The following is a 13,567-nucleotide window of genomic DNA, read 5'->3' as shown; positions in this document are numbered from 1 at the left end:
GAGGACATGCCTTTGCGAGCCGCACCACGGCCTTCAGAACTTCACCGTCACCCCCGCATTCACAGAATGGAACCGCGTGTCCGAACCGAACTGCCCCTGATACGACAGGTCCAGGTCGGTCTGGCTGTTCAGGCGCATTTTCGCCCCCACTTCGGTCAGCGCCACGTTGCGCGTCTGTGCGATGCCCTGCACTTCGAAGCTCGGGCCACCGGCGAAGGCCTGCTCGTTGCGCGGGTCGAGGTCGCCATAGGCACGCCGCCAGCCCAGCGAACCGTACAGCTCGGTCTGGTGATTGGCGACGCTGGTGCGGGTCGACGCGCGCAGGCCCACCGTGGAGAACCAGGTGTCCTGTTGCTCGCTGGATACATGGAGCGCCGCAGCACCACCTTTCTCGCGGAAACTGTCGGCGTCGTACTTGACGTACGACACGCCCACGAAAGGTTCCAACGCCAACGCGCCCAACCCGATGCGGTAGGCCGCTTCGGTGCTGGCCTGCAGAGTATTGGCATCGCGCTTGCCCTTGAGGTGGTCGCTGAAGCCGGCGAAGGCCACGTTGCGCTTGCTGTCCAAGTCATGCCAGGTGTAGCCGACATCCGCGCTCAGGCGTAGGGCGTCGAACTGGGCACCGGTGTACACGCCCAGGTGGTAGTTGTCGCTGTGGCCCTTGGCGTCACGGTCGTCTGCGTCGAACTTCGAGCGGCTGTAGCCGCCATACACGCCAGCGCTCCAGTCGGGTGTGAAGCGGCCGTCGGCGCCGATCAGCACACCGCCGGTCTTCTGCTGCAAGCCACCCGCACCGCGGTTGCCATCGAACTTCGACCAGTTGCCGAAGGCCTGTACCCAGGCGCCGGTCTGTGCCACCGGCACGGCAGGCATGAGGTTCGAGGCGCCGAGTGGCATGCTTACGTTGGCATTGTCCAACAGGCTGCGCAGACGTGTGCCGAGCACGCCGGAAACGACCTGGCTGTTGGCGATCAGCGCGGTGCCGGTGCTGCCGTGGTAGTCGCCCGAGAGTTGATCGATGGCGTTGCGTGCGCTGTCGGCATCGAGGATCAGCAGGTTGTTGTACAGGCGCAGCGGCTCGCCGCTTTGTTGCAGGGCGCCCAAGGCGCCGGCGGTGTTCCACTGGTTTTCGGTCAGGGCCACTGTCTGGAAGATGCCAGGGGTGCCGCCGGTTTCGGGCGGTTGAACCGGGGGTTGCACGGGCGGCTCGACAGGGGGTTGGGGTTCGACAGGTGGCTCGACCGGAGGCTGCGGCTCTACGGGTGGTTGCACAGGCGGCTCGACCGGAGGCTGAGGCTCTACGGGTGGTTGCACAGGCGGCTCGACCGGAGGCTGCGGCTCCGGGGGTTGCACAGGCGGCTCGACCGGAGGCTGCGGCTCCGGGGGTTGCACAGGCGGCTCTACCGGAGGCTGAGGCTCTACGGGTGGTTGTACAGGTGGTTCGACCGGCGGCTGTGGTGGCTCTACGGGTGGCTCCACAGGCGGCTCCACAGGCGGCTCCACAGGCGGCTGTGGGTTGGTGTCCTTCTGTGCGATGGTCAGGTTCAACGCATTGGCCGTGCGTTGCAGGCCCACGTCGAGGAACGCCGACTTGCTGAACGCCTGGGCGTAGGCGGTGCCGGTCGCAGCGCCGTCCACCACGCCGCCCTGGGCGGCGAGCAGGGTGTAGGTCTGCCCGGTCTGGTAGCTCTGCGCCTGGTCCAGCGTAGTGACGTCGACCCGCGTGCCGCGCAGGGTCGCCGTACCGCTGACCTCGATGCGGTCGGAGCCACCGTTGCCGGCAATGTCAGCGGCATAGCGCGAGCCGTCGGCCATGTCTAGGTCGCCTTTGATGGTCAGCGTGCCCAGCGCTGCTTCGCCCGGCGACAGGGTGCCGCCCGAGGCGACCTGGGTGCTGCCCACCTGACCGATGCCGGCCAGCACGCCGCCGTCCAGCACCTGGGCGCGGTTGCTGTAGGTGCCGGACAGGTCGTGGCCGACCGTGCCGTTGACCACCAGGGCGCCGTTGCCGACGTTGAGCAGGGAGGTTGCCCGTGTGCTGGTCTGGTCGACGTCGCCGGCCAGCACCAGACGCCCGCCGCGTACCACAGTGCTGCCGGAGAAGCCGCTGAGATCCCCGCCCAGGGTGGTGTCGCCGTTGAAGGCATAGATTCGACCGGCGCCGCTGATGGCGTTGTCTATCTGCAACGCGTTGTCGGTGTGGTTGAACGCCAGAGTGCCGCGGCTGGTGCCGAAGCGCAGTGCGGTCTGTGGGTCGAGTCGCCCGGCAGCCTGGGCCGCGCCAGCGGTGAGCGAGTCGAGATCGGTGCGCGACGTGTCCATGACCACGGTGCCACCGATGGCGAGGTTGCCGCGCGAGGCCGAATTGATGCTGGTCAGCGTGCTGATGTCGATACCTTCGGTGCTGCTCAGTTCGGCGCCCTCGGCCAGCACCAGGTTGGTGGTGGAAGTTGTGGTGCCCAGGGTCATCGTACGGGTGGCCAGGCGCGTGCCCGCCCCGGACAACCGAACTTCGGTGCTGCGCGTGGTATTGGCCGCGCCCAGCGACATCGCATCGCTGGTGAGCACGGCGCCGTCGCGCAGGGTCAGGTCGTTGCGGTTGCGGAAGGTGCCGCTGTTGTCCCAACGGGTGCCGTTGCCGGACAGTTCGCTGATCGAGTTGATGTCCACCCGCTCGCTGTTGATCCGGCCGCCGTCCTTGAGGGCGATGCGCGAGTCGTAGATGAACACCGCATCGGCGTTGACGTTGACCGTGTCCAGCACGGCATCTTTGCCACTGACCAGCAGGTTGGCGCGCGACAGGCCGTTGCCGGCGGCGCCGCTGTCGCCCAGGCGCAGTTCACGTACCGACACCTGTCCGCCGTCGAGCACGTTGAGCGCGCCCTGGCCCGCGCCGCCGATGACGACGGTATTGAACAGCACGGCATTGGTGCGCGGCACCAGCCAGCGGCTGCCGGCACCCTGCACGGTGACGCTGCCCAGGGCGGTGTTCGCCGCTGAGTTGCTCGCGCCACCGCCGATCTGCCCGCCGCGGCTGGTGAGCGTAGCGCCGTCGTTGACCACGAGGCTCGCCGTGCCACCGGGGGCAGGGCGGATCAGCACCGAGCCGTCATAGGCTCGGTCGCTGTCGAAGGTCTCCTGGCCGCTGGTGAGGACGTAGTCCGCCGCATGGGCGTTGGGCAGCACCGTCAGCGTGATCGCGAACGCGAGCGGGGAAAGCTTGAATAAGGGGTTCATGGCGACTCCAGATACTCCATTAAGGGCCACGCAAGTGGCAGCCGGGCCGAGGGCCAGGCATTTCCGTTGTGCGAGGGATAACAAGGGGAGTATCGGGAGCGGTGGGGGCGCAGGAACATAGTACGCATGTGCTAGGAGCGGGTGCGAAGCTTCTGGCACGAGGGTTTGCGCGAATGGGACTTTGCGGGTTGCGTGATCGGGGTCACAGTTTGGGGTGAAAAACTATGGGCAGAACCGCCATAAGGGACGTGTCTGAGGGCATGCGCTCGGGCACCGGCAGCGCTGGGTTCATAGCGCTCTGGCTGCAACTGGCGTCGAACCTATCGACTCAGTGTGCTGGGCTGACGCCCAAGAACTTGGGCCATGGCTCGCAGCGAGGAGCCTTGCAGACGCATGATCATCAGCGTTAAGCGCTCTTCGATGGTCAAGTGGGCATAGTGAGTAGTCATGCAGCACCTTACCTCGGGTGTTGCACTTAGTCACTGAGACCGCCAGGCCTCATTGCCTCAAGAAAGCGGTGCTAATAACCTGCGTAGGACTATATTAAAGCTCAACAGGGTACAACGTTATATTGTCCGAGCTTGTGAAAAAACAAATGTGTTTTCTCGTGCTTGGTGCAGAACTTACATTGAGAAATATTACATCGCCGCCTAGGGAGATCGTTAAAATCCTGTCGCTTTCGTAAGTTAAAGCCTGAGCAACAAAAAATAGGGTGCTGCCCACCGTCTCGATGGCGGAGGTGGCCTCCAACGCATCCTTTATATTTTTTCCCCACTCAAAATCGTCATCCACATCCCATTCAACGTCATAGCAAGCACCTATTGCCGGCGCTTCAACGCCCCACTTAGCCCACCCTGTGCCAAGTGGACAGGAAAATTTCACTTGATCTCCCTGGGTGTCAATTATTTTTATGCGCGTCATTTTAATATCGAGATCCTTACAATAACGTCGTCTGTATGCATTGAATTATGTAGGGGATTCAATATCTCTGTTTCCTCATGCCCGTTAAGGTGATTTACACCGCCCAGGCCATCGAGCATATCAACGCTCAGCTACGCAAGGTCATCGAGACCCGCCAGCACTGTCCGAACGATGGCGCGGCGACCAAACCGATCTGGCTGACTCTGCGCAGCATCTCAGCAAAGTCGGGCTCGGCGGCACATGATTGGAAAAGCGCGATGAACCCGTTTGCGATTCAGTATGGAGATCGGCTCATGAGGCCGACTTGATGGAATCCAAGCCTACCTGACGCCAAGCCGTAATTGGCCGGCAGACACAAAACCGACAATCCCCACTGCGGTCGAGTGGCGGGATACGACAGTACCACCAACCCTCACGCCGGCAACTGCGCCTCACGCAACATGAACAACCGAAACAGCACCACCGTGCTGAACAACTGCAAGAACCCACCCACGCTATCGATCGCGATCATCACCCCCGCCTGCGCATCAGGGAACGCCATCAGCAGCAAACCGTCGATCAACCACAACGGTGCCACCACCGAGAGCATGCAGATCAGGATGGTCAGCAGGTGCCCGCTGGTCAGGTTGGCACTGTCGCGCATCGCCTGCAGCACCGGCCGGCCACGCAGCACCACGATGAAATCGGCGAAGGCCAGTTTGAGCATGATCCACACGCCCGGCAGGATGAACAGCGTCAGCCCCGCCATGATCAGCAACGAGCCGAGCAGCACCAGCAGCGCCATCTGCGGCCACAGTTGCAGCGCACGGGCGAACAGGTTGCGCAGGGCAACGTCCTGGCCCTGGCTGCGGGTGTCGAGGTAGAGGATCAGCCCGGCGGTGTACAGGGGGTAGAACAGCAGGCTCACCAGCATGCCGTAGCCGTAGCCGGCGTTTTCGCCCAATTGTTGCAGCACCAGGTGCGTGCACAGGGCTTCGAGAAACACCACCGGCAGGCACAGCTTGACGATGCCGAGCAGGTGCAGGCGGAAGAAATACAGGGAGTCGCGCAGAACGGTGAAGGGTTTCATCAGTCGATATCGCATGGCCGAAAGCAGGCGCCACTTTAGCCCACCGGGGCCGGTGGCTAAAGAATGTTTCATCGCTCGGGCGATTGAATCGGTAGGGGATACCCCCCACTTTGAGCGGGTCCGCCAGCCCACTCAGTTTCCGCGAGGTAGCTCATGAACAGTGAAGAACAACGCCTGATCGACGGTCTGTTCGACCGTCTGCGCCAGGCCGAAGCGGCCGCCGAGCCGCGCGACGCCCAGGCCCAGGCGCGTATCGAGGAACACCTGCGCCGGCAACCGGCGGCCGCCTATTACATGGCCCAGGCGATCCTGGTCCAGGAAGCGGCGCTCAAGCGCCTGGACGAGCAGAACAAGCAGCTCGAAGCCGACCTGCGCCAGGCCCGTGCCCAGTCCGGGCAGACCAGCGACAACGGCAATGGTGGCGGCGGTTTCCTGTCCAGCCTGTTCGGTGGCAATGCCAAGTCTGGCAACCCACCGGCGCAAACACGCCCGGGCAATCCGCCCGCCAGCGGTGGCGGCTGGCGTGAGCCGGCGCCCGGCAGTGCCCCGGCACAGCCCTATGGCAACCCAAGCGCTGCCGCTAATGCCGCGCCGGCCCGCGGCGCTGCGGGCAGCTTCCTCGGCGGTGCCATGCAGACCGCTGCCGGCGTGGCCGGTGGGGTGCTGTTGGCGCAGGGCATCAGCAGCCTGTTCGGCCACGGCTCGCAGCCGCAGGAGGTGGTCGAGGTGATCGAAGAGCGACCCGCACCCGCCAGCGACGCTGGCGGCTGGCAGGATTCGGGCGACCAGCAGCAGGTGGCCGACCACAGCGGTTATGACCAGGGCAACGGTGGCTTCAGCGACGCGGACTATGACAGCGACGACGGCGGCGGTTTCGCCGACGACGACTCGTTCATCTGACAGGTCTGGCATACTCCCTGGCCGTTTGCGGGCGTCTGGCGCCCGCTCGATTCGTGTGAAGGTGGTTTCTGAGCCGGCGACATCGGGCGATCCGTAGCGCGCACGTCGCCACGGGCCGCCCCGCCCAGCCCGCCGCAGCCCCCGCCCCAGGAGCCCCCCAGGTGAAGAAGATCGCGCTGTTCGCCGATGTGCAGAACCTCTACTACACCGTGCGCCAGGCCCACGGCTGCCACTTCAACTATGCCGCGCTCTGGGCCGAACTCAGCCGCGAAGGCGAGATCGTCGAAGCGGTGGCCTACGCCATCGACCGCGGCGACGCCAAGCAGCAGCAGTTTCAGCAGATCCTGCGCAAGTTGGGTTTCCAGGTCCGGCTCAAACCCTACATCCAGCGCAGCGACGGCTCGGCCAAGGGCGACTGGGACGTGGGCATCACCTTGGACGTGGTCGATGCCGCCAGCCGGGTCGACCAGGTGGTGCTGGCCTCGGGCGACGGCGATTTCGATTTGCTGTTGGAACGGGTGATCCAGCGCCATGGTGTGGAAGCGGTGGTGTACGGCGTGCCGGGGCTTACGGCGATGTCGCTGATTCGGGCCGCGAGCCGCTTTCAGCCGATCGAGGGGCGGTTGTTGTTGCGGCATTGAGCAAGCTCGCAAGGCCAAGGTGTACGGGCCACTTCGTCAGTAATTGTTACTAAGAATTTCCCACAGCAGGCCGTAGACTCGAACGCCCCGAATGGACTTCGAGCTGCCACCATGCCTGCCTCCCGTCGTTTCCCGCTGCTGTTGATCGGCGCTTTCCTCGCCCTGTACCTGGTCTGGGGCTCCACCTACCTGATGATCCGCATCGGCGTCGAATCCTGGCCGCCGCTGCTCATGGCCGGGGTGCGCTTCGTCGCCGCCGGGGCCTTGCTGTATGGGTTTCTGCGTTGGCGTGGGGTAGCCAATCCGACTTGGCCGCAGTGGCGCGCTGCCGGGGCCATCGGCTTTCTGCTGCTCAGTTGCGGCAACGGCGGCGTGACCCTGGCCGAGCATGCCGGCGTGGCCTCCGGGGTGGCGGCACTGGCGATCGCCACGGTGCCGCTGTTCACCTTGCTGTTCGGGCTGTGGTTCGGCCAGCGCAATTCGCGCCTGGAGTGGGCCGGCATCCTGCTGGGGCTGGTGGGCATTGCGCTGCTCAACCTCGGCTCCAACCTGCAAGCCAGCCCCCTGGGCGCGCTGCTGATCCTGTTCGCGGCCGCCGCCTGGGCCTTCGGTTCGGTGTGGAGCAAGCGCCTGCCGCTGCCGCAAGGGGCCATGGCCGCCGCCTGCGAAATGCTGTTGGGTGGCGCCATCCTGCTGGTCGGCAGCGTGCTGAGCGGCGAGCGCATGACGCACCTGCCCACTACCGCCGGTTGGGGGGCGCTGGCCTATCTGGTGCTGTTCGGCTCGATCCTCGCCTTCAGTGCTTACATGTACCTGCTCAAGCACGTGCGCCCGGCCGCAGCCACCAGCTATGCCTACGTCAATCCGGCGGTCGCGGTGCTGCTGGGCATTCTCTTCGCCGGCGAGCGGATCGGCGCCGAAGAATGCCTGGCCATGACGGTGATCATCGGCGCGGTGGTGCTGATCGGCGTACCGCAATGGCGCAAGGCGCCGCCACCCGAGGCCGCACCGCTGGCCGGCAAAATGTGCAAGTAGGGCAGGGCGTTGCGGTAAACTCGCCGCCTTCGCTGAACCCCTGACGGTATTGCCATGACTTTCGCCTCCCTCGGCCTGATCGAACCCTTGCTGCGCGTCTTGCAGGAACTGGGCTACACCACTCCCACCCCGGTCCAGGCCCAGGCCATTCCCGCCGTGCTGGCCGGCCGCGACCTGATGGCTGCGGCGCAGACCGGCACCGGCAAGACCGCAGGCTTCGGCTTGCCGGTCTTGCAGCGCCTGACCCTCGAAGGCGAGAAGGTCGCCAGCAACAGCATCCGCGCCCTGGTGCTGGTGCCCACCCGCGAACTGGCCGAGCAGGTGCACGAGAACCTGCGTGCCTACGCCGAGCACCTGCCGGTGAGCACCTACGCGGTGTACGGCGGGGTCAGCATCAACCCGCAGATGATGCGTCTGCGCCGTGGCGTCGACCTGTTGGTGGCCACGCCGGGCCGGCTGCTCGACCTGTTCCGGCAGAACGCCATCAAGTTCAACCAGGTGCAGACCCTCGTACTCGACGAAGCCGACCGCATGCTCGACCTGGGCTTTGCCGAAGAGCTGCGTGCGGTGTACGCCGCCTTGCCGCGCAAACGCCAGACGCTGCTGTTCTCCGCCACCTTCTCCGAGCAGATCCGTCTGCTCGCCGGCCTGGCGCTGCAAGACCCGCTGAGCATCGAAGTCAGCCCGCGCAACGCCACCGCCAGCACCGTCAAGCAGTGGCTGGTGACGGTGGACAAGAAACGCAAGGCCGATCTGTTCTGCCACCTGCTGCGCAAGCAGGGTTGGGGGCAGGTGCTGGTGTTCGCCAAGACCCGCAACGGCGTCGACCAACTGGTCGAACGCTTGCAGGCCGAGGGCCTCAAGGCCGACGGCATCCACGGCGACCGCCCGCAGGCCACTCGCCAGCGTGCCCTGGACAGCTTCAAGCAGCGCGAGATCCAGGTGCTGGTCGCCACCGACGTGGCGGCGCGCGGACTGGACATCGACGACCTGCCGCTGGTGGTCAACCTCGACCTGCCGATCGTCGCCGAAGACTACGTGCACCGCATCGGCCGCACCGGCCGTGCGGGCAACACGGGCGAGGCGATTTCGCTGGTGTGCGCCGACGAAGTGCAACTGCTGGCCGCTATCGAAACCCTGATCCGTCAGACTTTGCCGCGCCATGACGAACCGGACTTCATCCCCGACCACCGCGTGCCGCAGACCGATGCCAGCGGCCAGGTGATCAAGAAACCGAAGAAGCCCAAAAAGCCGAAGGAAGGCGCCGCCAAACGCGGGTTGGGCAAGTGGATGGACAGCGGCGCGGACGCCGCGCCCGACCTCAAGCCGGTGCGTAAGGTGCCGAGTTTCAACGGTGGTCCGCGTAAGAAGAAGTGATGCTTGGGAATGGCCGGTTTCGGCGTTTCGGTTAGTTGCGATGGCCGGCAACGCCGGCCCAATTGCCGCAACGCCTTCCGACAGTCAGTACCCAGCGCCCAGTACGCAGCGCCTGAATTCGAAGCGGCGTTGCCGCCCATCGCGGCTAAACCGGTGCGCCGGCCGTTCCTACAGAAGTCAGATGCGCTCCATCTATCCGAGACTTCAGTTCTAACCCCTGTGGGAGCGGCTTGAGCCGCGATGGCCGGCACCGCCGGCCCAATGGCCGCGACATCCCTAGGCAGCCGATATACAGCGTCCTAGATCCAAGGCGGCGTTGTCACCCGTCGCGACTTGAAGGCGTCGAAACGGTCGCTTCTGCAAGATTTTCATAAAGGATCTGCGCCGGGCCGCTTAGAATTCCCTACTTCAACAAGCTGTAAAGAGGACACCCCCATGAGGCGCACTCGCCTTGACCGTTTCTGCATGGGCCTGCTGGCCCTGTTGTTGTGGGTCGCCACACCCGCCTGGTCGGCCACGGACGATCCTGCACCGCGCCTGGCCGCCGTCGAGCAGCAGACGCTCGACGAGAACGCCACCCTCGACCAGCTCAACGCCCGGCTCGACCAGATCCGTCAGGGTGTCACCAGCAATGCCAACGACGACCTGCTCGCGCAACTGCGTCAGGCGGCCTTGCAGGTGCAGCGCCAAGCCGCCGACCTCGCCACCCAGCGCGGCACCGACGTGCAGCGGGTGGTCGACCAGCTCAGCGTGGTCGGCCCGGCCCAGGCCGACGAGGCCGACAGCCTGACGCTGCAACGGCGCCAACTCACTGCCCAGCAGAAGTCGCTGCAAGCCGAGCAGAAGCAAGCCACCGAACTGGCGCAATCGGCCCGCGACCTCTCGACGCAGATCGTCAACCTGCGCCGCAGCCTGTTCAATTCGCAGATCAGCAGCCGCGCGGCCAGCCCGCTGAGCCCGGCGTTCTGGTCGACCTTGGTGCGCCCCACCGACGAAGACATGGCACGCCTGGACGGCTTGCGCAGCGACGCTGCCGACGCCGTGGCCAGCGCCTTCAGTGCCGAGCACCGCTGGCTGTTCCTCACCAGTTTGCTGGCCGCCCTGGCGGTGTGGACGGTGGGCCGTGGCCTGCTCGAGCGTTTCCTGGGCTACCTGGTGGTGCGCTGGCTGCCCGAAGGCCGCCTGCGCCGCAGCGCCCTGGCCTTGGGCGTGGCCCTGGCCACCCTGAGCACCATCGGCGGCGCCGTGTCGCTGGTGCGCTGGGGCCTGGAAAGCAGCGCGGAACTGAGTAGCGACCTGGCCAGCGTCACCAACCACATCCTCACCCTGGTGGTGTTCAGCGCCTTCGTCGCCGGCCTCGGCCGCGCCATGCTCATGCTGCAACGCCCCTCCTGGCGCCTGCCGCCGATCCCCGACCAGGTCGCCAGCGCCTTAGGCTGGTTCCCGCAAGTGCTGGCCCTGGCCTTGATGCTGCTGCTGACCGTCGAGCGCATCAACAGCGTGATCGGCACCAGCCTGGCGCTGACCCTGGCCACCAACGGCCTGACCGCGCTGGTGGTATCGATCCTGTTCATCGCCGCCCTGGTCGGCTACCGTCGCACCCGTCGGCAGCACAACCTGCCGCGCCCGACCGGTCTGGCCGGACTGATCCCGTTCGTGATGTCGGTGTGGGTGGCGGCGATGTTCGTCGCGTTGCTCACCGGCTTCCTGACCCTGTCGTACTTCCTCACCGCCAAGCTGCTGTGGATCAGCGTGGTCGCCACCTGCGCCTACCTGATGATCACGGTGTTCGGCGACCTGTGCGAAGCGCTGCTGTCGCCGCGCCAGCCCGGCGGCCTGGCACTGGCCTCGGCCCTGGGCCTGCAACAGCGCCACCAGGCTCAAGCCAGCACCATCCTGGCCGGGGTCGGGCGTACGCTGATGCTGTTCGTCGCCGTGATGTTCGCCTTCCTGCCGTCGGGCACCAGCCCCGGCGAGTTGCTGATGAGCCTGGGCGAGTGGGACGGCAGCGGCGGCAAGGTGCTCGGCAACCTCAACCTGGTGCCGCAAGACATCTTCCTCGCCGTGGCGATCTTCTTCGCCGGGCTGTTCGCCATCCGCGTGCTCAAGCGCTGGCTGGGCGAGCGGCTGCTGCCCGACACCGAAATGGACGCCGGCATGCGCGCGTCCCTGGTGACGCTGGTCGGCTACATCGGCTTCCTGTTCCTCGCCTCGGTGGTGATGTCGACCCTGCACATCAACCTCACCAGCCTGACCTGGGTGGTCAGCGCGCTGTCGGTGGGTATCGGTTTCGGCTTGCAGCAGATCGTGCAGAACTTCATCTCCGGCTTGATTCTGCTCACCGAGCGGCCGGTCAAGGTCGGCGACTGGGTGAGCCTGGCCGGGGTCGAGGGCGACATCCGCCGCATCAACGTGCGCGCCACCGAAATCCAGATGTCCGACCGCTCCACGGTGATCGTGCCCAATTCGCAGTTCATCTCGCAGAACGTGCGCAATGTGACCATGGCCAACGCCCTGGGCGTGGTCGGCATCACCCTGACCTTGCCCCTGGACACCGACGCCACCCGCGTACGCGAACTCTTGTTGGCGGCCTACCAGGCCCACGAAGGCATCCTCGACGCCCCGGCGCCGTCGGTGACCTTCAAGGACATCACCGCCACGGGCATGGTGCTCTCGGCCAGCGGCTACGTGGCCGGCCCGCGGCAGGTGGGTGGGGCGCGCAGCGATCTGCTGTTCAGCATTCTCAATACGCTGCGGGAGGAGGGGATCGCGCTGTCGTCGCCGCAGAGCATGGTGTTGCTGAAGAATGAGTCGCCGACCACGGAGCCTCAGGCGTAAGACGTCTCGATACCCCAAGCGTCGCGCCTCGGACTCTGCCCTATGAGATGCCCGACGGACCAGCGCAGAACGGGCAAGCGGCCGTGCCCGTCGACCCGCTTGGCCACAGCCGGCAACTGGTAATACTGTCAGTTGCTGGCCACTTCCAAACCGCCGACGCTTCAGGCTTTACATTCAGGAGGCTTCAGATGAAGTCCTTGATTCTGCAGGCCTACAGCCCATATGGGTTTCAAGAAGCTGGAGCCCGCCGCGCGTCGGTAATGAACTTCAATGGCCAACGTCTGGATCGTTGCGCCGGTGTGTACTTGTTGGGCAATGGCTACCGAGGTTTCAGCCCTGCTTTGATGCGATTCGTCGCGCCGGACAGCTGGAGCCCTTTTGGTGCCGGAGGGCTGAATGCTTACGCTTACTGTGCGGGCGATCCACTGACGAGTTCGGATCCAAGTGGGCACAGGGCCCTTCCACAGCGTGGTGCAGCCCCGAACACGATGGGGTTGTTGCTCGAGGAGCTTCGTTTGATCAACGCTGAAGAGCCCCGAACGCCGTTCCAGGCCCGAGTACAGGCTGAAACCTTGCTCCAGAACCGAGCCTTCTCCAGAGAGCTAGACCAACTCCAAGAGCGAATCCAAGCTATAGATCAAGCCCGATCGGTTGATCTGGCTCGAGACTGGACAATAGCAATAGCCGAATCCAGAGCGCTGAACCTGACCGTAGGCCAAACCCAAGCAACAGTTCGAGTTCGAGCCGATTTATCGCCCATCCTCAGAACCCCGGTGACAGACGACGCTGTTCCCGGTCAGTTCGATCCCTCAACTCCAGCAAACGGTGCATTGACGGGTGCAATTCCTATTCCAGTCAACGCTGCAAGGCTAGCATGGAGAGGTGAACTCGGTGCGATGAGTCAATCTATACGGATGCATCGATAGGTTGTCGTACACACGACCAGGCACTCGGTTCGGGCGCAGTACCACTAGGCCAGGATCGATCTTCGGACACGCTCGCGCAGTAAGCGGTCCATCAGTCCAGATACGCCCAGATGGTTCGATTTCCGGGCTTTCTTCTGCGCCCAGGTAGTGGCGAATGTGGAGCCTGTAAGCATCTTGATCAGTCATTTCAAGATTCGGCAGCGTATCGCCCTAGCGCATGTGCCAACAACGCCTGGCCGCTCCGGGCAGCATGGGCGGCGCCGATCAACAGGCCCAGGCCTGGCGCGCCGGCATTGGCCATACAGTATTCGTCGAGGGAAGCTTCGATGGCGTGCAGTAGTTGCTCTGTGTAAGTGAGGGCGTCTTGCGGGCTGAGGTCGGCGTGGATGGCGAGGTAAGGGGTGTGGATGATTTTGCTGGGTGGATCGGGGACTGGTTTTTTCATGGCAAGGCTCCGTGTTCGCAGTGGTGTCTGCCAGACAGTTCCTCTCACAGAAATGGGTGGCAGCCGTTCGCAGGGTGAGAGACCGGCGAACATCGGAATTCCGGCCAGACCGAAGTCTGCCCACGAACGGCTGCCATGACAGCGCTCCGACATTTCGCTGGGCTCTCACACCCGA

10 protein-coding genes and 2 pseudogenes are annotated in these 13,567 nt (G+C 64.8%); 7 read left to right on the top strand and 5 right to left on the bottom strand.

Features of this window, described 5'->3' with window-relative positions:
* Positions 1-33 precede the first annotated feature (33 nt).
* From AA0Z93_RS04340 to AA0Z93_RS04330, 3 genes and pseudogenes are all read right to left on the bottom strand, one after another.
* Positions 34-3,240 carry an autotransporter domain-containing protein gene (locus AA0Z93_RS04340; protein ID WP_413046239.1) on the bottom strand — a complete coding sequence of 1,069 codons (3,207 nt, stop codon included), beginning with the start codon at positions 3,238-3,240 and terminating at the stop codon, positions 34-36.
* A 242-nt stretch (positions 3,241-3,482) separates the two neighbouring features.
* Positions 3,483-3,689, bottom strand: a pseudogene (locus AA0Z93_RS04335) (helix-turn-helix domain-containing protein); the annotation flags it as partial.
* Positions 3,690-3,783: 94 nt separating this feature from the next.
* Positions 3,784-4,161, bottom strand: a complete 378-nt coding sequence (locus AA0Z93_RS04330; RefSeq protein ID WP_413046240.1) for a hypothetical protein — start codon at positions 4,159-4,161, stop codon at positions 3,784-3,786.
* Positions 4,162-4,247: 86 nt separating this feature from the next.
* Between AA0Z93_RS04330 and AA0Z93_RS04325 the strand changes: the two are divergent.
* Positions 4,248-4,469: pseudogene (locus tag AA0Z93_RS04325) on the top strand (IS256 family transposase); the annotation flags it as partial.
* Between the two features lie 104 nt (positions 4,470-4,573).
* Here the strand turns inward: AA0Z93_RS04325 and AA0Z93_RS04320 are convergent.
* Entirely contained in the window at positions 4,574-5,230 is a 657-nt protein-coding gene (locus AA0Z93_RS04320; RefSeq protein WP_413046241.1) for a YciC family protein, read from the bottom strand.
* Between the two features lie 153 nt (positions 5,231-5,383).
* Between AA0Z93_RS04320 and AA0Z93_RS04315 the strand changes: the two genes are divergently transcribed.
* From AA0Z93_RS04315 to AA0Z93_RS04290, 6 genes are all read left to right on the top strand, one after another.
* Positions 5,384-6,130, top strand: coding sequence for a DUF2076 domain-containing protein (locus AA0Z93_RS04315; RefSeq protein WP_413046242.1), 747 nt, complete (start codon positions 5,384-5,386; stop codon positions 6,128-6,130).
* A 161-nt stretch (positions 6,131-6,291) separates the two neighbouring features.
* Positions 6,292-6,771: an NYN domain-containing protein gene (locus AA0Z93_RS04310; protein ID WP_413046243.1), complete on the top strand. Its 480-nt coding sequence runs from the start codon at positions 6,292-6,294 to the stop codon at positions 6,769-6,771.
* Between the two features lie 111 nt (positions 6,772-6,882).
* A complete protein-coding gene (gene yedA / locus AA0Z93_RS04305) occupies positions 6,883-7,806 on the top strand; it encodes a drug/metabolite exporter YedA (RefSeq protein WP_413046244.1) in 924 nt (307 codons plus the stop codon).
* Between the two features lie 54 nt (positions 7,807-7,860).
* Positions 7,861-9,183 carry a DEAD/DEAH box helicase gene (locus AA0Z93_RS04300; protein ID WP_413046245.1) on the top strand — a complete coding sequence of 441 codons (1,323 nt, stop codon included), beginning with the start codon at positions 7,861-7,863 and terminating at the stop codon, positions 9,181-9,183.
* Positions 9,184-9,618: 435 nt separating this feature from the next.
* Positions 9,619-12,021 (top strand): DUF3772 domain-containing protein, encoded by a 2,403-nt coding sequence (locus AA0Z93_RS04295; RefSeq protein WP_413046246.1) that lies wholly within the window; start codon positions 9,619-9,621, stop codon positions 12,019-12,021.
* A 47-nt stretch (positions 12,022-12,068) separates the two neighbouring features.
* Positions 12,069-12,947 carry an RHS repeat-associated core domain-containing protein gene (locus AA0Z93_RS04290; RefSeq protein WP_413398565.1) on the top strand — a complete coding sequence of 293 codons (879 nt, stop codon included), beginning with the start codon at positions 12,069-12,071 and terminating at the stop codon, positions 12,945-12,947.
* Positions 12,948-13,134: 187 nt separating this feature from the next.
* Here the strand turns inward: AA0Z93_RS04290 and AA0Z93_RS04285 are convergent, their stop codons facing one another.
* Positions 13,135-13,392, bottom strand: a complete 258-nt coding sequence (locus tag AA0Z93_RS04285; protein WP_413046248.1) for a hypothetical protein — start codon at positions 13,390-13,392, stop codon at positions 13,135-13,137.
* Positions 13,393-13,567 lie beyond the last annotated feature (175 nt).

The organism is Pseudomonas phoenicis (assembly GCF_047302395.1).
In the GTDB taxonomy this organism is placed as follows: domain Bacteria; phylum Pseudomonadota; class Gammaproteobacteria; order Pseudomonadales; family Pseudomonadaceae; genus Aquipseudomonas.
This window is presented reverse-complemented; position numbering and strand designations above follow the sequence as displayed.